Source organism: Dongia sp. P2_B8 (assembly GCF_056404715.1).
Genome location: NZ_JBFUDM010000008.1, coordinates 141,334 through 165,704 on the forward strand (window position 1 = coordinate 141,334; position 24,371 = coordinate 165,704).

General features: G+C 60.4%; 30 protein-coding genes. 18 read left to right on the forward strand and 12 right to left on the reverse strand.

Translation table 11 applies throughout. The features are described from left to right. Positions 1–11 precede the first annotated feature (11 nt). Positions 12–1,103, reverse strand: coding sequence for a hypothetical protein (locus tag AC1DWZ_RS20595; RefSeq protein ID WP_477170820.1), 1,092 nt, complete (start codon positions 1,101–1,103; stop codon positions 12–14). A 131-nt stretch (positions 1,104–1,234) separates the two neighbouring features. Here AC1DWZ_RS20595 and AC1DWZ_RS20600 point away from each other — a divergent pair, with 131 nt between their 5' ends. Both AC1DWZ_RS20600 and AC1DWZ_RS20605 read left to right on the forward strand, forming a co-directional pair. Beyond that, positions 1,235–1,483, forward strand: a complete 249-nt coding sequence (locus tag AC1DWZ_RS20600) for a hypothetical protein (protein ID WP_477170821.1) — start codon at positions 1,235–1,237, stop codon at positions 1,481–1,483. After that, complete coding sequence (locus AC1DWZ_RS20605; protein WP_477170822.1) at positions 1,480–1,884, forward strand: hypothetical protein; 405 nt, start codon at positions 1,480–1,482, stop codon at positions 1,882–1,884. The genes AC1DWZ_RS20600 and AC1DWZ_RS20605 overlap by 4 nt, the downstream gene beginning before the upstream one ends. Before the next feature lie 6 nt (positions 1,885–1,890). On the opposite strand, the gene arsC is transcribed toward AC1DWZ_RS20605, so the two are convergent. Further along, entirely contained in the window at positions 1,891–2,235 is a 345-nt protein-coding gene (gene arsC, locus AC1DWZ_RS20610) for an arsenate reductase (glutaredoxin) (RefSeq protein ID WP_477170823.1), read from the reverse strand. Between the two features lie 80 nt (positions 2,236–2,315). Here arsC and AC1DWZ_RS20615 point away from each other — a divergent pair, with 80 nt between their 5' ends. From AC1DWZ_RS20615 to AC1DWZ_RS20625, 3 genes are read left to right on the forward strand one after another with little or no spacing between them, the layout of a single operon-like run. Beyond that, complete coding sequence (locus AC1DWZ_RS20615; RefSeq protein WP_477170824.1) at positions 2,316–2,888, forward strand: PAS domain-containing protein; 573 nt, start codon at positions 2,316–2,318, stop codon at positions 2,886–2,888. Then, on the forward strand, positions 2,885–3,136 hold the full coding sequence (gene moaD, locus AC1DWZ_RS20620; protein ID WP_477170825.1) for a molybdopterin converting factor subunit 1: 252 nt from the start codon (positions 2,885–2,887) through the stop codon (positions 3,134–3,136). The genes AC1DWZ_RS20615 and moaD overlap by 4 nt, the downstream gene beginning before the upstream one ends. Positions 3,137–3,151: 15 nt before the next feature. Then, complete coding sequence (locus AC1DWZ_RS20625) at positions 3,152–3,616, forward strand: molybdenum cofactor biosynthesis protein MoaE (RefSeq protein ID WP_477170919.1); 465 nt, start codon at positions 3,152–3,154, stop codon at positions 3,614–3,616. Positions 3,617–3,681: 65 nt separating this feature from the next. Here the strand turns inward: AC1DWZ_RS20625 and AC1DWZ_RS20630 are convergent, their stop codons facing one another. Together AC1DWZ_RS20630 and AC1DWZ_RS20635 are read right to left on the reverse strand one after the other, a co-directional pair. Next, positions 3,682–4,011 carry a hypothetical protein gene (locus tag AC1DWZ_RS20630; RefSeq protein ID WP_477170826.1) on the reverse strand — a complete coding sequence of 110 codons (330 nt, stop codon included), beginning with the start codon at positions 4,009–4,011 and terminating at the stop codon, positions 3,682–3,684. Between the two features lie 155 nt (positions 4,012–4,166). Further along, positions 4,167–4,628 (reverse strand): carboxymuconolactone decarboxylase family protein, encoded by a 462-nt coding sequence (locus AC1DWZ_RS20635; RefSeq protein ID WP_477170827.1) that lies wholly within the window; start codon positions 4,626–4,628, stop codon positions 4,167–4,169. A gap of 66 nt (positions 4,629–4,694) precedes the next feature. On the opposite strand from AC1DWZ_RS20635, the gene AC1DWZ_RS20640 reads away from it, so the two are divergent. Then, positions 4,695–5,186: a MarR family winged helix-turn-helix transcriptional regulator gene (locus AC1DWZ_RS20640; protein WP_477170828.1), complete on the forward strand. Its 492-nt coding sequence runs from the start codon at positions 4,695–4,697 to the stop codon at positions 5,184–5,186. On the opposite strand, the gene AC1DWZ_RS20645 is transcribed toward AC1DWZ_RS20640, so the two are convergent. Continuing rightward, positions 5,183–5,980, reverse strand: a complete 798-nt coding sequence (locus AC1DWZ_RS20645; protein WP_477170829.1) for an IclR family transcriptional regulator — start codon at positions 5,978–5,980, stop codon at positions 5,183–5,185. The genes AC1DWZ_RS20640 and AC1DWZ_RS20645 overlap by 4 nt on opposite strands. Positions 5,981–6,079: 99 nt before the next feature. Here AC1DWZ_RS20645 and hppD point away from each other — a divergent pair, with 99 nt between their 5' ends. The 3 genes from hppD to AC1DWZ_RS20660 are packed head-to-tail and all read left to right on the forward strand — an operon-like array spanning position 6,080 to position 8,731. Next, positions 6,080–7,153, forward strand: coding sequence for a 4-hydroxyphenylpyruvate dioxygenase (gene hppD, locus AC1DWZ_RS20650; protein WP_477170830.1), 1,074 nt, complete (start codon positions 6,080–6,082; stop codon positions 7,151–7,153). Positions 7,154–7,164: 11 nt separating this feature from the next. Then, complete coding sequence (locus AC1DWZ_RS20655; protein ID WP_477170831.1) at positions 7,165–7,722, forward strand: VOC family protein; 558 nt, start codon at positions 7,165–7,167, stop codon at positions 7,720–7,722. Positions 7,723–7,726: 4 nt separating this feature from the next. Then, positions 7,727–8,731, forward strand: coding sequence for a fumarylacetoacetate hydrolase family protein (locus AC1DWZ_RS20660; RefSeq protein ID WP_477170832.1), 1,005 nt, complete (start codon positions 7,727–7,729; stop codon positions 8,729–8,731). A 141-nt stretch (positions 8,732–8,872) separates the two neighbouring features. On the opposite strand, the gene AC1DWZ_RS20665 is transcribed toward AC1DWZ_RS20660, so the two are convergent. The 6 genes from AC1DWZ_RS20665 to AC1DWZ_RS20690 all read right to left on the reverse strand — a co-directional run bounded on the left by AC1DWZ_RS20665 (position 8,873) and on the right by AC1DWZ_RS20690 (position 12,812). Beyond that, the gene (locus tag AC1DWZ_RS20665) at positions 8,873–9,100 is read right to left on the reverse strand and encodes a hypothetical protein (RefSeq protein WP_477170833.1); all 228 of its coding nucleotides are present in this window, start codon (positions 9,098–9,100) and stop codon (positions 8,873–8,875) included. Between the two features lie 179 nt (positions 9,101–9,279). Beyond that, positions 9,280–9,489, reverse strand: a complete 210-nt coding sequence (locus tag AC1DWZ_RS20670) for a cold-shock protein (protein WP_298682756.1) — start codon at positions 9,487–9,489, stop codon at positions 9,280–9,282. Between the two features lie 224 nt (positions 9,490–9,713). Beyond that, on the reverse strand, positions 9,714–10,868 hold the full coding sequence (locus tag AC1DWZ_RS20675) for a DNA alkylation repair protein (RefSeq protein WP_477170834.1): 1,155 nt from the start codon (positions 10,866–10,868) through the stop codon (positions 9,714–9,716). Between the two features lie 9 nt (positions 10,869–10,877). Further along, positions 10,878–11,654 (reverse strand): enoyl-CoA hydratase, encoded by a 777-nt coding sequence (locus AC1DWZ_RS20680; protein ID WP_477170835.1) that lies wholly within the window; start codon positions 11,652–11,654, stop codon positions 10,878–10,880. A gap of 17 nt (positions 11,655–11,671) precedes the next feature. After that, positions 11,672–12,046 (reverse strand): hypothetical protein, encoded by a 375-nt coding sequence (locus tag AC1DWZ_RS20685; protein ID WP_477170836.1) that lies wholly within the window; start codon positions 12,044–12,046, stop codon positions 11,672–11,674. Between the two features lie 70 nt (positions 12,047–12,116). Continuing rightward, a complete protein-coding gene (locus AC1DWZ_RS20690) occupies positions 12,117–12,812 on the reverse strand; it encodes an ArsR/SmtB family transcription factor (RefSeq protein WP_477170837.1) in 696 nt (231 codons plus the stop codon). 134 nt (positions 12,813–12,946) lie between these two features. Here AC1DWZ_RS20690 and AC1DWZ_RS20695 point away from each other — a divergent pair, with 134 nt between their 5' ends. The 9 genes from AC1DWZ_RS20695 (at position 12,947) to AC1DWZ_RS20735 (ending at position 23,580) form a co-directional block, all read left to right on the forward strand. After that, a complete protein-coding gene (locus AC1DWZ_RS20695; protein WP_477170838.1) occupies positions 12,947–13,174 on the forward strand; it encodes a DUF1127 domain-containing protein in 228 nt (75 codons plus the stop codon). 207 nt (positions 13,175–13,381) lie between these two features. Next, on the forward strand, positions 13,382–14,293 hold the full coding sequence (locus AC1DWZ_RS20700) for a hypothetical protein (protein WP_477170839.1): 912 nt from the start codon (positions 13,382–13,384) through the stop codon (positions 14,291–14,293). Positions 14,294–14,777: 484 nt separating this feature from the next. Continuing rightward, entirely contained in the window at positions 14,778–15,713 is a 936-nt protein-coding gene (locus tag AC1DWZ_RS20705) for a ribose-phosphate pyrophosphokinase (RefSeq protein ID WP_477170840.1), read from the forward strand. Between the two features lie 116 nt (positions 15,714–15,829). Beyond that, positions 15,830–16,561, forward strand: a complete 732-nt coding sequence (locus tag AC1DWZ_RS20710; protein ID WP_477170841.1) for a 50S ribosomal protein L25/general stress protein Ctc — start codon at positions 15,830–15,832, stop codon at positions 16,559–16,561. Positions 16,562–16,613: 52 nt separating this feature from the next. Next, positions 16,614–17,249 carry an aminoacyl-tRNA hydrolase gene (gene pth, locus AC1DWZ_RS20715; protein ID WP_477170842.1) on the forward strand — a complete coding sequence of 212 codons (636 nt, stop codon included), beginning with the start codon at positions 16,614–16,616 and terminating at the stop codon, positions 17,247–17,249. A gap of 11 nt (positions 17,250–17,260) precedes the next feature. Beyond that, positions 17,261–18,364: a redox-regulated ATPase YchF gene (ychF, locus tag AC1DWZ_RS20720; RefSeq protein WP_477170843.1), complete on the forward strand. Its 1,104-nt coding sequence runs from the start codon at positions 17,261–17,263 to the stop codon at positions 18,362–18,364. A gap of 291 nt (positions 18,365–18,655) precedes the next feature. After that, positions 18,656–20,086, forward strand: coding sequence for an MFS transporter (locus AC1DWZ_RS20725; RefSeq protein WP_477170844.1), 1,431 nt, complete (start codon positions 18,656–18,658; stop codon positions 20,084–20,086). A gap of 77 nt (positions 20,087–20,163) precedes the next feature. Next, positions 20,164–21,468 carry a DUF3422 family protein gene (locus tag AC1DWZ_RS20730; RefSeq protein WP_477170845.1) on the forward strand — a complete coding sequence of 435 codons (1,305 nt, stop codon included), beginning with the start codon at positions 20,164–20,166 and terminating at the stop codon, positions 21,466–21,468. Between the two features lie 171 nt (positions 21,469–21,639). After that, entirely contained in the window at positions 21,640–23,580 is a 1,941-nt protein-coding gene (locus tag AC1DWZ_RS20735; protein ID WP_477170846.1) for an ATP-binding protein, read from the forward strand. A 30-nt stretch (positions 23,581–23,610) separates the two neighbouring features. Here AC1DWZ_RS20735 and AC1DWZ_RS20740 read toward each other — a convergent pair whose 3' ends face one another. Beyond that, the gene (locus AC1DWZ_RS20740; protein WP_477170847.1) at positions 23,611–24,363 is read right to left on the reverse strand and encodes a class I SAM-dependent DNA methyltransferase; all 753 of its coding nucleotides are present in this window, start codon (positions 24,361–24,363) and stop codon (positions 23,611–23,613) included. Positions 24,364–24,371 lie beyond the last annotated feature (8 nt).

Here is a 24,371-nt window from a genome sequence, read left to right on the forward strand (position 1 = left end):
CTGCGTCTGCGCTATTCCATTTGATAGGCTACCTCGCGAATCCGCTCGTCGATTTCGGCTGCCATGCTCGACGGTCCGCCAGGCACGGTCGCCGTGAAGAAAACATAATAGCCACCCTGTCGTCTTTGAAAGGCCGACAGATACATCATGACCGACTTGCCGCCATCGCTGCAGCCGGCATAGGCGCGCGGCATATAGGCGCCGTGCAGCCGGACCGAAGCGTCCAGATTGCTGACGAACTTGCCCCGACAATCCTCGCGGGTGCCCTCCATCATCGCCGAGAGCGATGCTTCGGCGTCTTCGCGGCCACCCTCGGTCACCACAAGCAAGGCCCCGACCACGCCCTTGCCATTCCGCCACACCGTCGAGGATCCCACGACATTGTCCAACCCCTCCTTGATCTGGTAATCGGCGACACCAGCGCCTTGCAGCAGCTTGGTCGTTGTGTTGTTGGCCTCGACCTGAGAGTCGGGCTTTCCCGCATCATCCCGCCCCGAACCCGCAGGGCCACTTGCCGGATCGAAGGGATTCGCGCTCAAGCCGGCCGAATCTTGGCCGGCCGATGAGGGCTCGAAGGGATTGGTGCGAGAGGCCGCCCTGACACGCCGGTCGACGCAATCGAACAAGGCAAGCAGGCCACGCGATGTCCCCTGGAGATTGAATGACAGAAGCTCGGCGGCTGTATCGATATAGAGCATGCGGCCGGCACGCAGCTGGTCGAACAAGCGGCCGTTGCCGTCAACGGCGATATGAACCCACCGCGTATCGGATACTTCCGCCACAAGGCGCGTTGGCTTCGCGTCATCGACGGTCAACTGGACATCATATTTGTCGCCCGATTTGAGCCGCCAGCTTTTGCCGACAAGCCGGATGGCCCAATAGAACTGGTTGTCGAGATAGAAGATCAGCGATACGCCGTCGTCATAGCTGGCGCTCATCGTGCAATGGCTGAACGCCGTGTCGTCGTCGAACGTAAAGGCCTCAATCAGCCAGACGCCTTCGTAATGCTTGTCGAGAAGATCGGCATGGGCCGTTGCCCCGCCTCTGATAGATGCGGCGAGTATCGCAACGGCGAATAGCAGGTAGCTCAGCACACGCTTCATGGTTCAATTCCCTATTTGTTCCATGCTCCCTAACGGTACATATATATTTATTCTACGCAACTATTAAGAATGTTGTTGCCATAGTTGGTATATTGGTACATAAGTACCAAATAAAGAACGAGGATCGAGAGATGGAAACCATCGAACGTGTGCAGACCGGGGTGCGGCTGGAGAAACGGCTGCTGAAAGTGCTGAAGGCCGTCGCAGAGCTCAAGGACATGTCCCTGGGCGATCTCATCGAGGGAATGGCGCTTCATGCTTTCGAGGGACAATGCGCGTTCGAGCCAGCGACAGTGCAGCAGATCGGCGAACTCAAGAAGGTCTATGGCCTGACCCTCACCGCCTCCGCCGCCCACCGCCTGACGGAGAAGACGCGATGAACGACGACGATTTCCTGAGCGCGCTGGAGGCATGCACACTGGTACCCGCCGCCTTCAATCACGCGGCGCATATACGAGCCGGCTTTCTTTATCTGCAGCGCCAGGATTTCCCGGAAGCCCTCGGCGCCATGCGCCGCGCGATCAGGGCATTTGCAGCGTCGATCGGCAAGGACGGCCTCTATCACGAGACGATCACGACGGCGTTCATGACGTTGATCAATGCGCGACTTGCGGTCGAACCTGCAGGTGTCGCTTGGGAAGGCTTCACCGCACGCCACCGGGATCTCTTCGATGGCACGGCACTCGCGCAGCACTATTCGCGCGAACGACTCCAGCACCCGCTGGCGCGGCAGATATTTCTGCTGCCAGATCGCGCACCGGTGAATGAAGAGGCGGCGTAAGGCCCTTCACCCCACCACGTCCCACACCCGCTCCGCCGGGCGGCATAGCACGGCGCGGCTGCCGTTGACGACGATGGGACGTTCGATCAGCACGGGCTCTGCCACCATCTTGGCGATGAGTTGGTCTGGCTTCAATTTCGCGACATCGCCCAGCGCTTCATAGGCCTCGCCTTTGCGGCGCAATATGGCGACCGGGGCCGCGCCATCCATGCCTGCCAGGATTTTTGTCAAGGTCGCGGCATCGGGTGGCGTTTTCAGATATTCGACCACCTTGGGGTCATGACCCTTATCCCGCAGCCAACCCAGCACCTTGCGCGAGGTGCTGCAATTGGGATTATGATAGATTGTCATGGCCATTTTGCTGCGACCTTAGATTGCGTGATTTGTGCCAACCAACTTAGCGCAGGCAATTTAGCGGTGCGGGAGGCTTCTTGCCAGCGACACTGCCGGAAATCATTGATGAACCCAGTCTGCGTGCCGACCCGCGTTTCGGCCGCCTGCTGCGCTACGTCGCGGAGAAACGCGGGACGCGGCGCTGGGCGTCCCGCACGGACATCGACGCCAGCGAAATCCCGACACTTCTCGCCAATATCTGGATCATCGAAGTCGAACCCCGTCCAGACGGCAGCCTGCAGCCACGGCTCCGGGTCCGCCTGGCCGGTACGCAGATCGAGCGGATCTATGGCCGCAGCCTCGCTGGCGCCTATCTCGAATCGCTTGATTGGGGTTTTCATTCGACCCGCATCTTCAACTCGCTGGGGCGCATGGCCGATTTTGGCGACAGTCATTTCCTCGACGCTTCGGCCCAGATCCAGCCACGGCTCTCGCGCCGGGTGCGGCGTCTAGGGATACCCTTGTCGGCCGACCAGCAGCGCGTCTCGCATCTGCTGCTGCTGGCCTTCTATGAATTCACCTCCGGCCAGCAGGATCATTTTCACGAATTATGGCTGGATGTGGAAGGAACTGGACGAATGCCGCCCGCCGTCCTAAATGATGATCCATGAAAATGCTCTATTTCGCCTGGATCCGCGCCAAGATCGGCATGGCCGAAGAACAGATCTCGCCACCGCCGGAGGTACGGAAGGTTGGCGAGCTTCTCGATTGGCTGGAGGCGCGCGGTGGCAATTTCGCCGCCGCCCTCAGGGAGCGCAGCGTGGTCAAGGTGGCGGTCAATCAGGAATATGTCGGGCCTGAGCATCTCCTGCAGGCAGGCGATGAAGTGGCCCTGTTCCCACCTGTTACCGGCGGCTGAGCCGCAGCCCTGATGATTACCATCAAGGTCCAGCACGAAGATTTCGATATCGGTGCCGAGTTGATGGCACTTTCCGCCGGCAATACCCAGATCGGTGGTGTCGCCAGTTTTACCGGCCTGGTGCGCGATATCGCCGATGCCGCGTCATCCAGCATGACGCTGGAACATTATCCCGGCATGACCGAGAAGCAGCTCAAGGCCATCGCGGTCGAGGCGACACAGCGTTGGCCCTTGGACGCATGCCTCATCATTCATCGGCATGGCAAGTTGGCACCGGGCGACCGGATTGTGCTGGTGGCGACCGCGTCAGCACATCGCGAGGCGGCATTGGCCGCCTGCGCCTTCCTCATCGACTGGCTGAAGACGAAGGCGCCGTTCTGGAAACTCGAAGACGATGGCAGCACACAACGCTGGGTCGATGCCAAAGACAGCGACGATGCAGCGGCAGCAAAATGGGCGGCACCGCTCAAGAATCAATAAATCTGCAATCAATAAATCTGCCCTGGCTGAAAAACCTGCCTGGCAGAAAAATCTATCGGGCTGAATTATTTCTTGGCAGCGCCGCGAGCTTCTTCTGAAACCAGCTTCATCATGATGTTGCGCCAGCTGGGTGTCGGCGGCGTATAGCGGACATCGAGTCCACCCGAATCGTTCTTAATCACCACGCCATAGGTCGGCAGGCTGCGCTCCCATTCCTTGAGCGTAATGACGAACGAAAATTCCACGCGTTGACCAACCGCCATCCAGTCCGGCATGCCACCGATCAGCACGTCCTGGATGTTCATGTTGATGATCGGATGCGCTTTGCGATCGATCATCACATGCATGTTCTTGAGTGTCAGCCGTGGCAGTGGCTGGGAATTCTGAGCCTGCATTCTGAAACCTTTCCTGGGCCCCCATGAATCTTGTCCGGGGTGAATATGTCCGGATGAACGGATCCGGGGCCTCGGTTAGGCTCAGACTGCAGCAAGATGGTTAGGAAATGGTTTATGGCATTTAGCCCATATTGGGCTGAAAAACGGCGGTTTCCTTACGCCGCCAGGATCGGCGCAAAGCGCAATCCGATTGAAATCCTATTCCAGGCATTGATGTTGGCGATGGCCGAGGTGAGAAAGCAGATCTCGCTCTCGCTGAACTCGACCTGCAAGGTGGCGTAGGCGGTTTCCATGGCTGGGCCATGGGCGAACTCCGTCAACGCTTCGGCCCAGGCGAGGGCTGCCCGTTCGCGCGGCGTGTAGATGTCGGTGTCGAACCAGGCCGCCGCCAGATCGAGCTTCGCCGCGGGCACCCCCAGGCGGCGCGCGATGGTCAAATGGAACTGGACGCAGAAAGCACAGCCGTTGATCTGCGATACGCGCAACTTCAGCAGCTCGGTCAGCGTCTTCTCCAGGCCAGAATCATCGACCGCCTTGCTGAGCGCCACCAGCGCATCCCGTGCCGCGGGAGCGACCCGGTAGAATTCTTCCTGTTTGATTCGCGGCATGATCGACATGGCTATTCCTCTTGCAGCAACTTCTCTATTATCAGCATACGAATAACATATAAGAGCTCTGATAATATGAGCAAGCGCAAATCGGCCAAGGCAGCGATTCCGACCGCCCTTATCCCCAAACCAGGTGAGGGCAAGCGCGGCGAGGCCGGCTATCTCGGCTATCTGCTGCGCCAGGCCAGCGTCGCCCATCGGCAGCGCTTTGAGCAGGACCTCCTGGAGGTGGGCATCACCAATCCGCAATTCGTGGTGCTGACCATGCTGGCGAATTATCCCGGCCTCTCCAATGCCGATCTTGCACGCCTCTCGCTCCTCACGCCACAGACGGTCAGCGTCATCGTCGCCAATCTCATTCGTGCCGGCTGGGTCGAGCGACGCAAGCATGCGGTCCATGGCCGCATCCAGCATATCGACGTGACGACGCCCGGGCGTGAACTGCTGGCACGCTGCCGCAAGCCCGTGCAGCGCGATGAACAATGGCTGGCAGCAGGCCTTGGCGGCGAGGAAGAGCGTATCGTGCGCCGCTGGCTGGTGCGCTTGGCGAAAGATAGTGGGACCTAAGGGCCCTTGGTCTTTGCGATCGCCTGGCCGATCTTCATGGCCGTCGCTTGCATGTCACCCAGATAAAGACGCGCCACATCGGCGACCTCGCGCATCTCCACCGGCCAGACCAGACTGATGCAACCCAGCGGCATTCCTTGCTGCTGCACGAACGCGATGGCGATATCCATCGGCTCGCGGCCATAGTCGGAGGAATCTGGCCAATAGCCCCGGGCCCGGATGCCATAGCCGCGCTTTTGCGTGGCGGCAATCTCGGCGGCCAATTGCCCACTGGTGAGCGCGTGGCGTTCGGCCGGTGAGTCGGTGCGCATCAGATGCTGAAGGTGCCGCGTGCTTACAACCTCATCGCTGGCGGCCAGCACGGCGCGACCCGGCGCCGAGAAGGCGAGCGAGGGGCGAAAGCCCGCGACCTTGGGATCGACATGGCTCTCTCCTGAAATACGCGTGGAGTCGATCACCTCGAGGACGCCATCCTCGATCAGCCAGGTGAGGTCGGCGGCAAGACCCGTTCGCTCGGTCAGCGCCAGGAGATGCGGCATGGCAAGGCGCGCCACGGAAGCACCGAGGCCCGCCGCCGGGCGCATGGTGGGATCTGGCATGGTCGGCACATAGCGCGCATCATTGTGGCGGCGATAGATCCACCCCTGCGCCACCAGGGTGCGCAGCAGCCGGTAGGCGGTGGCCTTGGGCAGGTCAGCATGCCTGGCGAGTGCTGCCAGCGTGTTGGGCCCACGCCGACTGAGGATGTCGAGGAGTGCCAGGCCTCGCTCCAGGCTGCGATTGGACTTGATCATGCCGGATAGTGTTTCACCAGGTGACACACCTGTCTAGGCCCCCACCCCCATGGATCTTAGCCTGGGTCCAATGGTTGGTGATCCAGCGGAGGCATTACGATGAACATCGACAGCAGCAACCCAATCGGCCTGGACGGTTTCGAATTCGTCGAATTCGCCGCCCCCGACCCTGCCCAGCTAGATCAGATCTTCCGCCATCTCGGCTTTTCGCTGGTGGCGCAGCACCGGTCGAAGAACGTGCAGTTGTATAGACAAGGCGGCATCAATTTCATCCTCAACCAGGAGAAATCGAGCCTCGCCCATTATTTTGCCGAGGAGCATGGCCCGTCTGCCTGCGGCATGGCGTTTCGTGTCGCGGACGCTCACCAGGCCTATGCCGAACTGCTCCGCCGGGGCGCTCAGCCGATCGACATCCTGCCGGGGCCGATGGAACTGAAGCTGCCGGCCATCAAGGGCATCGGCGGGGCGCCCATCTATCTCATCGACCGCTATGCACCGGGCGCCAGCATCTATGACATCGACTTCCGCTATCTGACCGAAGAACGCCAGCCGGTGGGCCTCGGCCTCACCGAGATCGATCACCTCACCCACAATGTCTATAAGGGCCGCATGGCGTTCTGGGCCGGCTATTACGAGCGCCTGTTCAATTTCCGGCAGGTTCGCTACTTCGACATCAAGGGCGAATATACCGGCCTCCATTCCAAGGCCATGTCGGCGCCCGATGGCCGCATCCGCATTCCCTTGAACGAGGAAGCCTCAAAAGAAACCGGCCAGATCGAGGAGTTCCTGATGCGCTTCAATGGCGAAGGCATCCAGCATATTGCACTCTCGACCGACGATATCTATGCGACCGTCGACCGCCTGCGCCAGAACGGCGTCCCGTTCATGAAGGCGCCGCCACAGGCCTATTACGACATGCTGGCGGAACGCCTGCCCGGCCATGGCGAGGATCTGGGGGGACTTAAATCCCGCGGCCTGCTGATTGACGGCAGCACGGAGAACAACGATCCGCGCATCCTCATCCAGATCTTCACCACCACGCTGCTGGGCCCGGTCTTCTTCGAAATCATCCAGCGTAAACGCGAGGAAGGTTTCGGCGAGGGCAATTTCGCGGCGCTGTTCCGTTCGATCGAGCGCGAGCAGGTCGAACGCCGCGTCATCGGCCAGAGCTGAAGGAGAGTCGCATGAACGCACCCAGCTTCAAACTAGGCGGTGTCCATCATGTCGCCTATCGCTGCCGCGACGCCAAGGAAACGGTCGAATGGTACGGCAAGCATCTTGGCATGGACTTCGTGCTGGCGATCGCCGAGGACGAGGTACCCTCGACCAAGGAACCCGATCCCTACATGCATGTGTTTCTGGATGCCGGTGGCGGCAATGTCCTTGCCTTCTTCGAGCTGCCGACCAAGACCGAGATGGACCGCGACCGCAACACACCGCTCTGGGTGCAGCATCTGGCGCTGAAGGTCGAGAGCGAGGCCGACCTCCTCGCTGCCAAGGCGCGGCTGGAGGGTGCCGGCATTAAGGTGATTGGCCCCATTGATCACACCTTGTTCCTGTCGATCTATTTCTTCGACCCCAACGGCCACCGGATCGAGCTTGCGTGCGAGACGCAGACCGCTGAGATGAAGCGCAAGCTCGACGAAGTCAAATGGCCGATGCTGGAAGAATGGTCACGCACCCGGCGAGCGCCCAAACATGCCAACTGGCTGCACGACGGCAGCCTGAAGAAGCGAAGCTGAAGATATGAAACTCGCCTCCCTGAAAAACGGGCGCCGTGATGGCGCGCTGCATGTGGTTGATCGCGCGCTCAAACGCGCTGTTCCCGTGACCGAGATCGCGACCCTGCAGATGGCGCTCGACGATTGGGCCCATGCCGAACCGATCCTGCAAGCGCTGTCGACGCGCCTCAATGACGGGCAGCTCGACGGGACCATCGCCTTCGATCCGCAGACCTGTCTGTCACCCTTGCCGCGCGCCTTCCAATGGGCGGATGGCTCGGCCTATGTCAATCATGTGGCGCTGGTCAGGAAAGCACGCGGGGCAGAACTGCCGGAGAGTTTCTGGACCGATCCGCTGATGTATCAGGGCGGATCCGACACGTTCCTCGCACCCCATGACCCCATCCCGTTGAAGGATCCGTCCTGGGGCGGCGATTTCGAGGCCGAGGTGGCCGTGGTGACCGGCGACGTGAAGCTGGGTGCCGGCCCGGAGATGGCGGCGGGACAGATCCGCCTTCTCATGCTGGTGAACGATGTCTCGCTGCGCGGCCTCATCCCCGGCGAGCTTGCCAAAGGGTTCGGCTTCTTCCAGTCGAAGCCGGCCTCCAGCTTCTCGCCGGTCGCCGTGACGCCGGATGAGCTGGGAGCTGCCTGGGATGGCAAGCGCCTGAACCTGCCGCTCCGCTCGACGCTCAACGGCGCCTTGTTCGGCTGCCCGGATGCCGGGACGGATATGACCTTCGATTTCCCGACCCTGATTGCCCACGCCGCCAAGACGCGCGCCTTGTGCGCCGGCAGCATCATCGGCTCCGGCACCGTGTCCAACCGCGGTGCGGATGGCGGGCCGGGCAGGGCGGTTGCCGAGGGCGGGCGCGGCTATTCCTGCATCGCCGAGCGGCGCATGGTGGAGACCATCCAGGCCGGTGCCGCGGTCACGCCCTTCCTGGGAAAGGGCGACAAGGTGCGGATCGAGATGCTGGATGCAGCAGGCGCGTCGATCTTCGGCGCGATCGAGCAGGTGGTGGTCTAAGACATGTTGGAATCGTCATCCCCGGGCCTGACCCGGGGATCGGGTGTGACTGGACTGTACACGTCAGTTGCGGGCTGATGCCCGGGTCAAGCCCGGGCATGACGATTGGCGAAGAGTCTTCGTCAGCTACCTATCAGCTACTTACTGGTTCGGCGAGCGCTTGATCGACTTGATCTTGCCACGGGACTGGCCGGACATTTCGGCGATCTTGCGGTCCTGTTCTTCGATGAAGGTCTTCGCCGGATCGTCGCCATCAAGGCCGCCCAGTTCCGCGCCCGGCACCTTGCGGTTCGAGGTCAAGCGGCCATCTTCGTAAATCACGTCGAACAGCACGGAGCTGGTATCGACAACCGGTTTCTTGCGCGCCACGGGGAAACTCCAATTTTTAGCCTGAGATGATTTTAGGCTGAGCTGAGGCGCATATGGCCGCGGTACGCGGCATGGTCGAGCTCAAAAAATCCGACACCAAATATCGCAAAAGCAATGGGGCACCAGTTTCCTGGTGCCCCATCGTCGCCAGCACTGCCGAAGCAGTGCCTAACGAAACCTTAGACGGCCTTGAGATTCTCGGCCGAGGTCTTGCCGCGCTTCGGGTCGCGCTGCTCTTCGTACGAGACCTTCTGGCCGTCGTTAAGAGTACCGAGACCAGCGCGCTCGACGGCCGAAATGTGGACGAAAACGTCCGGGCCGCCGTTTTCCGGCTGAATGAAACCATAACCCTTGGTGCTGTTGAACCATTTGACAGTGCCGGTGGGCATTGCTGTCCTCCACGTAAACTAGTTGGGTGGCGCCGCTCCCCATGAGCAACGCATCAGACTGTGTCTCGATATGACGCGATCTGGGCACCCGGAGGGCGTAGCAGGTCGGCAGCACGAAGCAGAATGACCGGCCTAAGATAGAAATTCTCACCAAAGACGCAAGAAGAAAGGCGACATACGGTCGCGTCGATTTAGTTAACTACCTGTTATTACTTATTTTTTTATCAGCGGTAGCGACCCGAAAATGTCCCTGGAACCGGCTTTTTAGAGGATTCCACCCCCTCCAAGAGGAGAAATCCCTGTTTTGCGCGCTCCCGTCCGTTGACCAGAAGGCCGATGAAATGCCCGCCGGGATAGTAGCGACGGGTGGTCACCGGCTTCAGGGAATGACGCTTTTCGAGGGTCACCGTTTCGCCCGGCGCCAGGGTCAGCGTGGTCCATTTGAAGACCTTCGGCCGCCCCTCGCCGCGTGCCCCCAGATGATGCACGGCATAATCGACAATGGCGTAGGCGGGCTTGGACCCGGCATTGGTGAGTTGCACGGCGATACCGATCGAGCCGCCGATGGCGATGCTCTTTGCATCAAGCTTTAGCGAGCTGATGCGCAGATCGGCGCCGTGATCGACACCCATAAGGCCAAGCGCACCTTCGTGACCCTGCTTCACCAGATGGCGTAGTGCATGTTTGACGAGCGGTCCGCGGCTTTTCATCCACGGCTTCACATACCGCACCAGCAGATCCGGATGGTCCTTGGCGATGTCGTTGAGGTTGTTGGCGACCGAGCGGCGGACAGCTTCAATGGAATCGTCGCGGAGTGCCTCCAGGATCGGGAAGAGCGGTTTCGGATCCTTGACCAGCGCGGTCAGGCGCAGGCCCCAGGGGAGACGTGGCCTGGCCCCTTCGCTGGCCAAGCGCCGCACGCGCCAATCTGCATCCTCCGCCCATTGCCGCATCACAGCCAGGACCCGCTCCTGGTCACGCTGGATGAAGGGACGGATGTCGAACTCGGCCGAGAAATGCCGCGTCGTGCGCGCAAAGTAATCGAGCGCGAGATCCGCATGGTCGAGGCCCGCCAGCGACACGAAGCGGTGGCAGGCGAGAATTCGGAAATCACCGAAATCGGTGCCGTCGCCGGCGGGTGGCGCAGCACCCAGCGCCTTGGTGACGATCTTCACCGATTTCCGGAAATCCGGCGGCAGCTGTCGCTGCATCTCAACGGCAATGCGCTCGATGCGCGACTTGAGCTCCAGAGCAGGGAGATCGGCGAGGATCGCCTTCTTAAAACGCGCCGCCGGAAAATCAGGCCAGGCCGCCCCGAGACGATCCGACAGCCAGGCGACCGATACCGCATTGAAGATTTCTTTCAGCGGCTCCGCCAAGATCTTTGCTCAGCGATGCTTGAAACTGGGCTTCCGCTTTTCGGCAAAGGCGCTCATGCCTTCCTTCTGATCCTCGGTCGCGAAGGCGGCGTGGAACAGGCGGCGTTCGAACTTGATGCCTTCGGCAAGGCTGGTCTCGAAAGCGCGGTTGACGCTCTCCTTGGCCATCAGCGCGATGGGTGCCGAGAAATTGGCGATCTTCTCAGCCGCTGCCAAGGCTTCCTCAAGCAGTTTTTCGAGCGGCACAATACGCGAGACAAGCCCGCTACGTTCGGCCTCGGCGGCATCCATCATGCGGCCGGTGAGGACGAGGTCCATGGCCTTCGCCTTGCCGATGGCGCGCGTCAGGCGCTGTGTCCCGCCGGCACCCGGAATGACACCCAGCGTGATTTCGGGCTGGCCGAACTTGGCGTTCTCGGCCGCGATGATGAAATCGCACATCATCGCCATCTCGCACCCGCCACCCAAGGCAAAGCCAGCAACCGCCGCAATCACCGGCTTGCGGCAATCGGCAACGCGTTCCCAGCCTTTCGTGATGAAGTCGCTGACCAGCACATCGACGAAACCGCGATCCTTCATCTCCTTGATGTCCGCGCCGGCGGCGAAAGCTTTTTCCGAGCCGGTGAGCACGATGGCGCCGATGCCGGCATCCGCTTCCAGATCGTCAAAGGCGATGCCCAGTTCCCGCACCAATTCATCGCACAGGGCGTTCAGGGCCTGCGGGCGATTGAGGCGGATGAGGCCGACACGGCCCTTGCGTTCCAGTTCGATGGTGGCGAATGCCATGATCTTGAAAATCCCGATCAGTTTTCAGAAGAGAGCGTAAAGGTCGCCGTCACTGGACCGGCTTCCGGCCCCAGTACGTCGATCTTGAGGGTTTCATTTTCGCGCCGCCAATTGCCTTCATCGGTTTCTTTCCAGCCAAGCTGCGGCAAGGTCGCGTCGTAGAAGTCATGGACGCTGCCGGCAGTGCCGGGTCCGCTGGCATAGGCCGTGACCACCTTGCCGACCGCCGAATCGAACACAGTCGATTTGTCCTTGGCCTCCACCAGGCCGTCGGGCAGCGGCAGATCGCTGATGCCGGACAGGTAATCGGTGGCCTTTGCGGGCGTGACGCCGGCGGCAACACCGGAAACGGCAAGCAGAACGAATAGAAGCGCGGCCAGGAATCGGCTCATGCGACAGCCTCCTCAAAAGGGGCTTCTTTCTAGCCCGGATGGGCCACAGGCTACAAGGCAGATGGGCGTTTCAGCTGAGATCGATGCCGAAGGCGGATCGCAAGCCTGTCCGGCCGGCAACGGTGATCTTCACGGCACGGCTGTCACGGATATGTTCGATCCAATGCTGGTCGAAACAATGGGCCGCGAGTGCCGCACCAATGGCGCCTGCCAGATGCGGACGCCGCTCGCTCCAGTCGAGGCAGGGGCGGCAAAAGACCCGCTTATGATTGTGCTGCAAGGTATCTGGCGCAATGCCGAGTTTATGGAGCGCCTTGACACCCGCCTCGGTCAGCTCCCCGGCATCGTCGCCCAGCACGATATGACCGCGTTCGACCAGGGCATCCGTCAAGGCGACACCCAACCGGCCGGCGAGATGGTCGTAGCAAGTACGCGCCAGGCGCATGGCCGTATCGTTGGTGGTGCGTGGCTGATAGCGCGCCGGCGAACCGATCGCAGCAAAGGTCATGATGCCTTCCAGCATCCGGCTGACCAAAGGCGAAGCGAGACGGAAATAGCGGTGGCGCCCCTGCTTCACCACCGAGAGCAGATTGGCGTCATGGAGCTTGGCGAGATGCGCACTCGCCGTCGACGCACCGACACCAGCCACATAGGCAAGTTCCGTGGCAGTGAGCGCGCGACCATCCATGAGGGCTGCCAGCATGTTGGCCCGCGCCGGATCGCCGATCATGGCGGTAACTTCTGCGAGATTTGCGCCAATCGTCATGAGCCCATCATAAAAACCCGCTATGCCCACAACAAGCTCGAACGCTTCGGCCGCGAACGAAGCGTTCGGCTTCGACAAAACACCCGCTTGCGCCCATTTTCGGGATGCGGCGGATGCAAATGATGAGGTGCGCCATGACATTGAAATTGATCACAGCGACAGAACGGCAGGCCCTTCCGGCAAAGCAGGTACGGTCGTTCATGGCGCTCATGGCCGCGCTGGCGGCATGGTTACGGGACGGCGCCGACCGCGCCCGGCAACGTCGTGCACTTTCCCGGTTGAACGACTTTGACCTCCGCGATATCGGCCTCACACGCCGTGATGTGGCGGATGAGACGGCAAAGCCGTTCTGGCAGATCTGACGGAACGGCCTTCCCCTCACCGCACAAGCCGGCAGTCGCTACCGGGACCGGCCGCCTTGTGCTGTCGCAGCGCTCGACGGATCTCGTCGCGCGACAGGAGTGTCGGCTCAGCCCCTGTGAAGTCCTTCACAGAGATTCCGGCCTGCTTCCCCTAGATGTCTTGCAAGACGGCTGGTTGCCGAACGACATCTGTCCGGGAACAGGATTATGCAACACGGATTTACCTATGCCTCGACCCTGGCCGCCTCGCACAAGGCCCATTGGCGGATCGAAGACCTGATCGGCGGTAACCGCAGCCTGGACTTCAACCGGCCATTTCTGCCGGAAACGCTGGCCGGCGTTGCGGAACTGGATTTCCTGGGTACACGCAAGAAGCGCCTGCTCAACCAGATCCGCGGCCACAGCTATCTCTATCTTTTCGGCCTGGTCGAGGCATTCATCTTGCTCTTCGTGCTGGATCATGCGCGGCACCGCGCGCCGGGCAAGGAAGTGGAAACACAAGCCTTGCTTGGCTTTGCCGCCGAGGAAACCAAGCATATCGAGCTGTTCGCCAGCTTTCGCCGCCACTTTCTGGAAGGCTTTGGCACTTCATGCGCCGTCATCGGGCCGGCGGAAGCCGTGGCCAGGGAAGTCCTGCGCCATCATCCCCTCGCTGTGGCCCTGGTCATTCTGCATATCGAATGGATGACACAGCGCCATTATCTCGACAGCGTGCACGGCGACAAGAGTCTCGACCCCTGCTTCAGCGACTTGCTGAAGTTTCATTGGATGGAAGAAGCCCAGCACGCCAAACTGGATACGTTGATGGTGGAAGATATGGCCCGCCAGGCCTCGCCAGCGGAAGTCGAGGTCGCCATCGACGGTTATCTTGCCATCATCGGCTTCATTGCTGCGGGCCTGCGCCAGCAGGTCGAGTTTGATCTCGCCAGTTTCGAGACCGCGGCGGGGCGCCAATATGACGAGGGGCAGCGCGACATGATCAGGTCGTCCCAGTTGGCGGCGATGAACTGGACTTTCCTGGGCAGCGGGATGACGCACCCGATGTTCTGCAGCATTGTCGGCGGCATCAGCCGACCGGCCGAAGCCCTGATCCAGGAACGCGCGCGCGCATATTGCTGAAGCGCAGCGGGGTTGCCAGCCCCGCCATTTCGGCCTAGGTCACGGGTGTACCCAAGACAATCTCGTTCTCGTTGGGACAATCTTGCCGACGGAAGATTTGGATGCCCTATGTCATGGTCGTGATGGCCGGCCTGCTGGTGGTTCTGGCCATGATTTTTGTGGTGCTTTGAGGGGGGCCGGCAGCCACCCTGGCCCGCAGTCGTCCCGAAACACCCCCAGAAGTTCATTTAATCATTATTTATCAAATAGATAACAATTCTGTCGCGGTCCCCACGCGGCGCTTTACTGGTTTTTGACCCGCTGATACATTCCGCGCGCATTTCGACCCCCCGCAAAACCAGATCCTGCGGCTTAGGGGAGGGGGTTTTTTGTCTTTGGGCCGCTTGGGCCTGCTGGACGGAAGACCCCGCGAGAGTCTGACATGGGTGAGCCGGCCGGATTTCGCAAGAGACCCGGCCCAAAGCGGGACGAGAGACGGCACAAGATGAAGATTCTTACCGGCAACAGCAACCGGCCCCTGGCGGAAGCGATTTCAGCCTATCTCAACCTGCCGCTGGTCAATGCCAGCGTGCGGCGCTTTTCCGACATGGAAGTGTTCGTCGAGATCAATGAGAACGTCCGCGGCGAGGACGTGTTCATCGTCCAGCCGACCTCCTTCCCGACCAATGACAATCTGATGGAACTGCTGGTCACGGTCGATGCGTTGAAGCGCGGGTCCGCGCGCCGCATCACGGCGGTCATCCCCTATTACGGCTATGCCAGGCAGGACCGGAAGTCCGGCCCCCGCACGCCGATCTCGGCCAAGCTGGTTGCCAACCTCATCACCACCGCCGGCACCGACCGTGTTCTCACCGTCGATCTCCATGCCGGGCAGATCCAGGGCTTCTTCGACATTCCGACCGACAATCTGTTTGCTGCCCCCGTCCTCACCAAGGACATCAAGGAGCGCTTCGGATCGGGTGATAATCTCTGCATCGTCAGCCCCGATGTCGGCGGCGTGGTGCGTGCCCGGGCGATTGCCAAGCGGGTCGAGGCGGAACTGGCCATCGTCGACAAAAGGCGCGAACGGGCCGGCGTGTCCGAAGTCATGAACATCATCGGCGAAGTCGATGGCAAGCGCTGCATCCTGGTCGACGATATTGTCGATTCAGCCGGCACGCTCTGCAACGCCGCCGTGGCGCTCAAGGAAGCTGGCGCCTTGTCGGTCGCCGCTTATGTGACCCATGGCGTGCTGTCGGGCGGTGCCGTTGCCCGCGTCTCGGCCTCGCCCCTGGAAAGCCTTGTCATCACCGATTCAATTCAGGCCACCGAAGCTGTGCGCGTGTCGCAGACGGTGCGCCAGCTCTCGATCGCGCCGCTTCTTGCCGAAGCCATGGCGCGGATCAGTGAGGAGAAATCGGTCTCGTCCCTGTTCGACTGAACCCAAAGTTCAAGCGAATGGGTACGCGACTGAAATCCGATCGGCACCCCTGGAGGCCGGTCGGTCGGAACCTGGATGGTCCAGGTTTTGTAAACTGCGATATATAGGAGACAGCAATGTCCGCAGTTGAATCCGTAGCCGCGGAAGGTCGTGACCGCGCCGGGAAGGGGGCCGCCCGTGCAACCCGTCGTGCCGGTCGTGTACCCGCCGTTATTTATGGCGACAAGAAGGAAGCTACCCTCATTTCGTTGGATCCGAAGTCGATCGACCGCTTGATCCACAAGAAGGCCTTCTTTGCGACCCTGCTCGATATCGAGCTCGCCGGTAAGAAGCATCGCGTTCTGCCGCGCGACGTGCAGTTCGACGTGGTCACTGACCGCACGCTGCATGTCGATTTCCAGCGCGTCGGCAAGGACACCAAGATCCACGTCAACGTGCCGGTCGTGGTCCGCAACGAAGCTGCCGCCCCGGGTATCAAGCGCGGTGGCGTGTTGAACCTGGTGCGTCACGAAATCGAATTCATCTGCTCGCCGGACAACATTCCGCAGTCGGTCGAAGTCGACCTCACCGGTCTCGACATCGGTGGCAGCATCCACATCAGCGCCGTGAAGCTGCCGGAAGGTGCCACACCGACCAGCCGTGAACGCGACTTCACCCTGGTCACCATCGGTGCGCCGTCGGGCATGAAGGCCGATGCGGACGCGGCTCCGGCCGCTGCTGCTGCGGCCCCGGCTGCTGGCGCTGCTGCTGCAGCTCCGGCCAAGGGTGCGGCGGCGGCTGCACCTGCCAAGGGTGGTGCGGCTGCGGCTCCGGCCAAGGCGGCTGCTCCGGCGCCGAAGAAGAAGTAAGACGCCGATCATTGTCGGCGAAGACTTATCAATAGGTTGGGCGGGGCCCGTGATGCGCCTTATCGTTGGATTGGGCAATCCCGGGCCCCGCTACGCCGACAACCGGCACAATATCGGTTTCATGGCGGTGGACACGATCGTCCGCCGCTATTCTTTTGGACCCATCAAGGCAAAGTTCCACGGCGCCATTGCCGAAGGGACCATCGGGCCTGAAAGAGCGATCTGCCTCTGCCCCACCACCTTCATGAACGAATCCGGCCGCGCCGTGCAGGCGGCCATGCAGTTCTACAAGATCGAGCCCGGCGACATCGTGGTCATCCATGACGAGATCGACCTGCCGCTCGGCAAGGTGAAGGTGAAGCGTGGCGGTGGTGCCGGCGGCCATAACGGCATCCGTTCGATCGACGCCCATATCGGGCCCGATTACTGGCGCATCCGGTTGGGCGTCGGCCATCCCGGTGTCAAGGCACTGGTGAAGAATTTCGTGCTGATGGATTTCGGCAAGGAAGAGCGCAAGTTCGTCGAAGAGATCAACGACGCTTGCGCCGACCATCTGCCGATCCTGTTTGCGCAAGACGAGAACAAGTTCATGAACAAGGTCAATGTGACCCTGTTCCCGCCGGCGCCGAAAGACGAGACGTTGAAAACGGATCGTCGGGCGAAGAACGGCGAAGACGAGACGAAATAGAGGGTCATCTTATGGGTTTCAATTGCGGTATCGTCGGCCTGCCCAATGTCGGCAAGTCGACCCTGTTCAATGCGCTGACCGCGACCGCCGCGGCCCAGGCGGCCAATTACCCGTTCTGCACGATCGAGCCCAATGTCGGGCGCGTCTCGGTGCCCGATGACCGGCTCGAGAAATGCGCGATCATCGCGAAATCCGCAAAGCTCATCCCGACGCAGCTGGAATTCGTCGACATCGCCGGCCTGGTGCGTGGCGCCAGCAAGGGCGAAGGTCTGGGCAACAAGTTCCTCGCCAACATCCGCGAGGTCGACGCCATCATCCATGTGCTGCGCTGCTTCGACGGCGAAGTCACCCATGTGGAAGGATCGGTTGATCCGGTGCGCGATGCGGAAACGGTCGAGACCGAACTGATGCTGGCCGACATGGAAAGCGTCGAGAAGCGTTTGGACGCCGCCAACAAAAAAGCAAAGAGCGGGGACAAGGAAGCCAAGGCACTCTCCGACATCCTGACCCCCGCCGTCGAGGCGCTGCGTGCCGGCAAATCCGCCCGCACGGTCCTCCCCACATTGTCGCCCGAACAGCGCRTGCAGTTCCGCCAGTTGCAGCTGATGACCGGCAAGCCCGTGCTCTATGTCTGCAATGTCGATGAGGGTAGTGCCGCGACCGGCAATGATTGGTCGGAGAAAGTGGCTGTCATGGCCAAGGCGCAGGGGGCTGCGACCGTGGTCATTTCCGCCGCCATCGAGGCCGAGGTGGCCCAGCTCACCGACGAGACGGAAAAGAAGGAGTTTCTGGAGACCCTGGGTCTTGAGGAAACCGGCCTCACGCGTGTCATCCGCGCCGGCTACAAGCTCCTCGACCTCATCACCTTCTTCACCATCGGCCCCAAGGAAGCCCGCGCCTGGACCGTGCGCCACGGCGCCAAGGCGCCGGAAGCCGCCGGCGTCATCCACACCGATTTCGAACGCGGCTTCATCCGCGCCGAGACCATGTCATGCGACGACTTCATCGCATTGGGTGGCGAGCCCGGCGTCAAGGAAGCCGGCAAGTTCCGCCAGGAAGGCAAGGAATATGCCGTCCAGGACGGCGACATCTTCAATTTCAGGTTCAATGTCTAAGGACTGAGCAGTCGCTCACCCCCCTCCCCTGCCCTCCCCTCAAGGGGGGAGGGAGTATTGACCGAGTGGCGGCAGCAGCCTCGTTCCAGTCCTCTCGCCCCTTGAGGGGGAGAGTTAGAGAGGGGGGTGGGCCTCACGCTCGATCCCCCAAAACCCTGCGCTCGAAAGTTCCGAAAACGGCTGCCTGTTGACGCATAGCTGCGTTCCCGGATCGGGCGTAGTGGGCGGTGGCAGCTTTCCCTATCTTGGGGACCCGACTGCTTCAAGCATTGCCGCTGCAAAAAGTCCGTTATGCAAGCCAGCTACCGCACCTTGGCCCTGATCGTGGCCGCCGCTCTCTTCATGGAGAATCTGGACACCACGATCATTGCGACCGCCCTTCCCGACATCGCCCGTGAGATTGGCGCAGCGCCGCTCAAGGTGAATCTGGCGATCACCTCCTATCTCCTCAGCCTCTCCATCTTCATTCCCCTGAGCGGCTGGATGGCGGATCGCTTTGGCGCGAGACGGGTCTTCAGCCTGGCCATCGCCGTCTTCATGGGGGGATCGATCGCCTGCGCCATCGCCGATTCGCTCTTCGGCTTGGTGGCGGCCCGCATCCTGCAGGGCTTCGGCGGTGCCATGATGGTGCCGGTCGGGCGCCTCGTCATCCTGCGCGCCGTCCCCAAGGGCGAGCTCATCAAGGCGCTGACCTATCTCACCATCCCGGCTTTGCTCGGCCCGGTGCTGGGGCCGCCCATCGGCGGTTTCATCGTCACCTATTCCTCCTGGCGCTGGATCTTTCTCCTCAACATTCCGGTCGGCATCGTGGGGATCATCCTCAGCATCCTCTACATTCCCCCGATCAAGGCGGCCATCGTGCCGAAGCTGGATTGGATCGGCTTCCTGCTCACCGGCTTTGGTCTCGCCAGCCTGGTCTTTTCCTTCGAGGCGATGGGCCGCTTCCCCTTGCCCAACTGGGCGCTGGGCGGCATTGCCGGCTTCGGCCTGCTGTGCCTGGTCACCTATTGGTACCGCGCGCGCCACATGGCGGAGCCGGTCGTCAATCTGAAGCTGATGAAGATCAGCACCTTCCGCCGGGCCGTGCTGGGCGGCAGCGTGTTCCGCATCGGCATCGGCGCGCTCCCTGTCCTGCTGCCGCTGATGCTGCAGCTGGGCTTCGGCCTCACCGCCTTCGCCTCGGGCCTCCTCACCTTTGCCAGTGCCGCGGGCTCGCTGATGATGAAGGGGGCCACGCAGTTCATGCTCCGCACCTTCGGCTTCCGCCGCGTCCTCATCTTCAATGCCATTCTGTGCGGCGTGATCATGATGGGCTATGCGCTGTTCAACCCGGCCATGTCGCATATCATTATCTTTGTGGCCCTGCTGGCCGGCGGCTTCATCCGCTCGCTGCAATTCACCGGCCTCAATGCGCTCTCCTACGCGGATGTCGACGAGGCATTGATGAGCAATGCCTCGACCTTCTCGGCCATGATGCAGCAGCTCTCCTTGAGCATCGGCGCCGGCACGGCAGCCCTCGCTCTCCACATGACGCTGACCCAGCGCCACGGCGACACGTTGCAGGCGGCGGATTTCCAACCGGCCTATCTCTTCATCGGCGGTATCGCCATGGTGTCGTCGCTGTTCTTTCTTGGCCTAAAGAAGGATGCCGGCGCCAATGTCAGCGGCAATGTCCGGCGCGTCGCCGTGACGCAGGAGATCAAGGAAACCCGATCGCGCTAGAACCTGCTATGCTAGGCCCAGATATCAGGGAGCTATCAGGGGGCTATCAGGGGTTCCAGAAGACGCGGAGACGATCGATGTTCGCCGAACATCCCTTGCGCCGGGAATTGAACGACGAGGTCCATGCACGCCCGCCCTTGCGGATCGACGGGCCGGCCGTTGTGCTGCATCTGGCCTGCCTGCGTGCTGCCGGTGATCCCGCCGGGGCGCTGGATCTGCGCTTCATTGCCGATCTCGCCCAGCATCACGGCGCCCCGGCGCCCGATCCCGCCAGCCGCTATGGCATTCTGCCGCGTGGTCCGACCCAGCTGAAATGGGAACTCCATACCGAATTCACCAGCTATACCCTGGTCATGCCGCGCCCCGACTTGCAGCCGGGGGCCTTGAGCTGGGCCGAGCTGCCGCAAGACGCCCTGCAACTGGCCGCGCAATGCCCCGGCCAATGCGTGGCGGCGCTGGTGCTGGAATTCCGCGGTGCTGACAAGGCCGATCTCAATCTCGATCTGGTGGGCGCCCTCTTTCCCTCCGGCGATGTGGTGGCTTCCAGCGTCGGCGACGACGCGGCCGAGATCTGGACTGATTTCCGGCTGGACGCGGCTGGCTATGGCCGCATGCTGATGATCAACCGGAACCTCACCGCCGGACGTGCCGGGCGCATGGTGCAGCGGCTTCTGGAGATCGAGACCTATCGCCTGATGGCGCTCCTGGGCTTGGCGCTGACGCGCCGCACGGGTAGCGCGCTGGCTGGATTGGAGGCGCGCCTCAAGGCGCTCATCGAACGCACCGCGGCCTTGGGCGGCGACGGAGAGGGCGATGATGGCGGCGACCGGCTGCTGCTCAATGAACTGACCAGGCTGGCGGCGGAATCAGCCAGCCTCAGCACCGCCACGCGCTACCGCCTGAGCGCCGGCAATGCCTATGCCGAACTGGTGGTGCGGCGCCTCGACGATATCCGCGAAGGGCGCGTCGACGGTCTCTCCCGCCTCTCCAGTTTTCTCGATCGCCGCTTCACGCCGGCGATGCGCACCTGCGAAGCCTTTGCGCGGCGGCTGGAGCAATTGGAAACCGGCATCGACCGCGCCAGCGACATGCTGCGCACCAGGGTCGATGTCAATTTGCAGGCACAGAACGGGGCGCTGCTCCGCGATATGGAAAGCCGCAGCCGCGTGCAGCTGCGCATCCAGGAAGCGGTCGAGGGCCTGTCGGTGTTCGCGATCAGCTACTATTTGATTGGCTTGCTGAAGGTGGTGGCGGAAGGTCTGCTGCCGGACAATATGGGGCATGCCCATCTGCTGCTCTCCGCCGTCGCCGTCCCCATCGTCCTGGGTGCCGTCTGGCTCGGCGTCCGCCGCCTGCGCCACGCCATCAAGGGCAAGAGCTAAGCTTACGTTACTTAGAACTGAGGCATATATATTCGAATATTGATTGCAATCAGTATTCTGTTCGCGCACGATATAAATCGTACGCAAACATGCATTTCAGTTGGGTTCCCGATGCTCGCTAATATCAAAGGGTTAGTCGACCGACTCGACTTACCGCATACGCGAGGCATTATGCCGCTATTCGAAGCGGTATCGAATGCCATCGACGCCATTGAGGAACGTGGCCAAGGATTTATAGGGAAGTCGATAAAAATTGATCTGATCGCGGCGACAGACCTACTGACTGCATCTGGCGAGAAGACGTTTCGAGTAGATGGTTTCGACGTAGCCGATGAGGGGATTGGCTTCACAGAAGAAAATATGGCGTCATTTAAGGAGGCGTATACGCTCTCCAAAGTTAAGCTTGGCGGCAAAGGTGTGGGCCGCTTTTCTTTTCTCAAAGTATTTACTTCTGTTCATGTGCGTAGCGTCTTTGAAAAAAATGGGGATCGGTATCTGCGGGAGTTTGATTTTTCTGTAGATAAAGAATTGCAGGGCGCCGATATCGTCACTGAGACGCAAGAACCGATTGGAACGGTTGTTTCGGTCAGAGGAATCGTACCAAGATATTTGGTTGGCTGGCCAAGCGATCCATCTCTCATCGCTGTGCGAATTGTGGCACATTTTCTAATTCGATTTGCAGCGCGCTCTTGTCCTGTGATGATTCTAAATTCCGACGGGCAAGCTAGTATAAATTTGCATGATCTTTTCGATACTACTGTGCTCCCTCACATTGAGGAGTCCTCATTCAATATCAATGAGCACACATTTGCTTTGCAAGCATTTCGCCACAATGATGGTCGCGCGAAACACGACCTCTACCTTTGCGCAAATGGAAGAGAGGTTGTTACTCTTAAGCTAAAAGACATTCTTCCTCAGCTCCCTGAGCGGTTCGTTGACGAGAATCAAAACGCTTATACTCTGATAGTTCTCGTGACCGGGGAGTACCTGGACGACCACGCCAATAAAGAGCGCACGAGAATTTCGTTTCAGTCGGACGAGGAGCTAGACTTAGATAGCGCACTCATAGCTCGATCAACCCTTAACAATGCAATAGCTGATGCTCTACGACCTCTGTTGGTAGGTGACCTCAAGTCCACTAACGAAGAGAAACGTGCGCAGATTGAGCAGTTCGTTCAGATTGCGCCTGAGTACCGCGTGTTGACTCACGAAAAATACAAAGGGTTGATTGAAGAGAGAATTCAGCCTGGCCTCAAAGAGGACCAGCTAGACGAAGCGCTTTTGCATATAAGACGTGAAGTTGAAGATTCTATTCGGAAAGAAGAGCGCCATGTTGCAGCGCTTATAGAAAAAGAATCGTTCGATCACTACCAAGAGCGCATCAAAAAACTAATGGAGGATATGAACGACGTCGGCAAAGCCAAACTCGCTGACTATGTTGCTCATCGCCGTACCATTCTTGATCTTGTCGATCAAAATTTGAAACGAGTACAGGCTGACGACAAATACCCTTTCGAAAAAGTTCTACACAATATGATCTTCCCGATGGGTAGGGATTCAAAAGATATATTTCTAGATCAACAAAACCTTTGGATGATCGATGAGCGCCTTTGTTTTCATACGTTGCTAACATCTGATCAGAAGTTGAATAAAGTGAAAGGTCTCGCGAAGACATCGGGCAAGGAGCCGGATATCTTTGCTTTCTTCTATGATACGCCAATAGGTGTTGCTGAGCCTGACAACCTACCAGGCGGCGGCATCGTAATCATTGAGTTTAAACGGCCGGGCAGAAACGACTATACCAGAGACCCGGCAGACCAAATTATTCAGCGTTTTGTGGAGATCGACCAGGGCGGGATAACGGATATTGAGGGACGCCCAATAAACCCCAATCAATTGCGGTATACTGGCTATCTGATAGCAGATCTAACGCCGTCTCTTCGTCGCCAAGTGCAAATGCGGTATCACCGAACCGCAGACAACGAGGGATTCTTTTATACGCTGCCGGAAGGCAATGGATACGTCGAAATAATTTCTTACGACAAGCTTATGCGGGATGCGAAGCGTCGGAATCGCGTTCTATTTGACAAACTCGGGCTCCATAAACACTAAAGCCTGACCTGCGAAAACGCTTTCGAATGCTTAAACCAAAGAGCCGACTGGAATGATTTCTTTGCTCGCCGGCGCATAATCGCTGCCTTGCCAATCGCCCAGCCAGCGGTCGACGGTGAGGCCGGCTTCATCGATCAGTGCCGCGATATGTTCCTGCGAGGTGAACCTGATCTGCGATTTCGCGGCCAGCAGCTCGCCATTCGGCAGGCGGTAGCAGGTGTCGTAGGTGACGATGCCGGTGGCTAGATCATGGGCATAGTCATTCCACGATTCGACGGCGCCATGGCGCGGATGATCGACCATGCGGCGCGAATCCTTGGGCGACCATTCCAGCCATTCCTGTCCGCGCGGATTGCGGCTATCGAAGATGAAGCGGCCCTTGGGCGCGAGGTGAGTTGCGATGGTTCGCAACAGAGCGAGTTGGTCGGCGTCCGTCAGGAATACCTGGAAGGCATGGCCGGTGAGGAAGATAAGATCGAAGCGCTGATCTAGCCGCACGGTCCTGCCGTCGCCTTCCACCCAGCGCACCTTGTCGCCGCCAGGGCGGCGGCGCGCGATGTCCAGCATCGCGACGGCAGGGTCGACACCGACGACAGTTTGGCAAAAAGCGCCGCAAGCAGCCGTCAACAAGCCGGTGCCGCAGCCAAGGTCGAGCACAGCGCGCGCGTCACGCGCGAGGCGTTCGCAATAGCGGGTATCGTCGGCCCAGCCATTGTCGAGATCGTAGAAGTCAGCCAGACGCGGGTCGCGATAGAGCGCATCGCTGCGTGTCACATCGGTCATGGGATGAG

Bases quoted from the DNA above. Each gene is read 5' to 3' on its own strand.
- AC1DWZ_RS20595 (WP_477170820.1), bottom strand. From the start codon at position 1,103: ATGAAGCGTGTGCTGAGCTACCTGCTATTCGCCGTTGCGATACTCGCC.
- AC1DWZ_RS20600 (WP_477170821.1), top strand. From the start codon at position 1,235: ATGGAAACCATCGAACGTGTGCAGACCGGGGTGCGGCTGGAGAAACGG.
- AC1DWZ_RS20605 (WP_477170822.1), top strand. From the start codon at position 1,480: ATGAACGACGACGATTTCCTGAGCGCGCTGGAGGCATGCACACTGGTA.
- arsC (WP_477170823.1), bottom strand. From the start codon at position 2,235: ATGACAATCTATCATAATCCCAATTGCAGCACCTCGCGCAAGGTGCTG.
- moaD (WP_477170825.1), top strand. From the start codon at position 2,885: ATGAAAATGCTCTATTTCGCCTGGATCCGCGCCAAGATCGGCATGGCC.
- AC1DWZ_RS20630 (WP_477170826.1), bottom strand. From the start codon at position 4,011: ATGCAGGCTCAGAATTCCCAGCCACTGCCACGGCTGACACTCAAGAAC.
- AC1DWZ_RS20635 (WP_477170827.1), bottom strand. From the start codon at position 4,628: ATGTCGATCATGCCGCGAATCAAACAGGAAGAATTCTACCGGGTCGCT.
- AC1DWZ_RS20640 (WP_477170828.1), top strand. From the start codon at position 4,695: ATGAGCAAGCGCAAATCGGCCAAGGCAGCGATTCCGACCGCCCTTATC.
- AC1DWZ_RS20645 (WP_477170829.1), bottom strand. From the start codon at position 5,980: ATGATCAAGTCCAATCGCAGCCTGGAGCGAGGCCTGGCACTCCTCGAC.
- hppD (WP_477170830.1), top strand. From the start codon at position 6,080: ATGAACATCGACAGCAGCAACCCAATCGGCCTGGACGGTTTCGAATTC.
- AC1DWZ_RS20655 (WP_477170831.1), top strand. From the start codon at position 7,165: ATGAACGCACCCAGCTTCAAACTAGGCGGTGTCCATCATGTCGCCTAT.
- AC1DWZ_RS20660 (WP_477170832.1), top strand. From the start codon at position 7,727: ATGAAACTCGCCTCCCTGAAAAACGGGCGCCGTGATGGCGCGCTGCAT.
- AC1DWZ_RS20670 (WP_298682756.1), bottom strand. From the start codon at position 9,489: ATGCCCACCGGCACTGTCAAATGGTTCAACAGCACCAAGGGTTATGGT.
- AC1DWZ_RS20680 (WP_477170835.1), bottom strand. From the start codon at position 11,654: ATGGCATTCGCCACCATCGAACTGGAACGCAAGGGCCGTGTCGGCCTC.
- AC1DWZ_RS20685 (WP_477170836.1), bottom strand. From the start codon at position 12,046: ATGAGCCGATTCCTGGCCGCGCTTCTATTCGTTCTGCTTGCCGTTTCC.
- AC1DWZ_RS20690 (WP_477170837.1), bottom strand. From the start codon at position 12,812: ATGACGATTGGCGCAAATCTCGCAGAAGTTACCGCCATGATCGGCGAT.
- AC1DWZ_RS20695 (WP_477170838.1), top strand. From the start codon at position 12,947: ATGACATTGAAATTGATCACAGCGACAGAACGGCAGGCCCTTCCGGCA.
- AC1DWZ_RS20700 (WP_477170839.1), top strand. From the start codon at position 13,382: ATGCAACACGGATTTACCTATGCCTCGACCCTGGCCGCCTCGCACAAG.
- AC1DWZ_RS20705 (WP_477170840.1), top strand. From the start codon at position 14,778: ATGAAGATTCTTACCGGCAACAGCAACCGGCCCCTGGCGGAAGCGATT.
- AC1DWZ_RS20710 (WP_477170841.1), top strand. From the start codon at position 15,830: ATGTCCGCAGTTGAATCCGTAGCCGCGGAAGGTCGTGACCGCGCCGGG.
- pth (WP_477170842.1), top strand. From the start codon at position 16,614: ATGCGCCTTATCGTTGGATTGGGCAATCCCGGGCCCCGCTACGCCGAC.
- AC1DWZ_RS20725 (WP_477170844.1), top strand. From the start codon at position 18,656: ATGCAAGCCAGCTACCGCACCTTGGCCCTGATCGTGGCCGCCGCTCTC.
- AC1DWZ_RS20730 (WP_477170845.1), top strand. From the start codon at position 20,164: ATGTTCGCCGAACATCCCTTGCGCCGGGAATTGAACGACGAGGTCCAT.
- AC1DWZ_RS20735 (WP_477170846.1), top strand. From the start codon at position 21,640: ATGCCGCTATTCGAAGCGGTATCGAATGCCATCGACGCCATTGAGGAA.
- AC1DWZ_RS20740 (WP_477170847.1), bottom strand. From the start codon at position 24,363: ATGACCGATGTGACACGCAGCGATGCGCTCTATCGCGACCCGCGTCTG.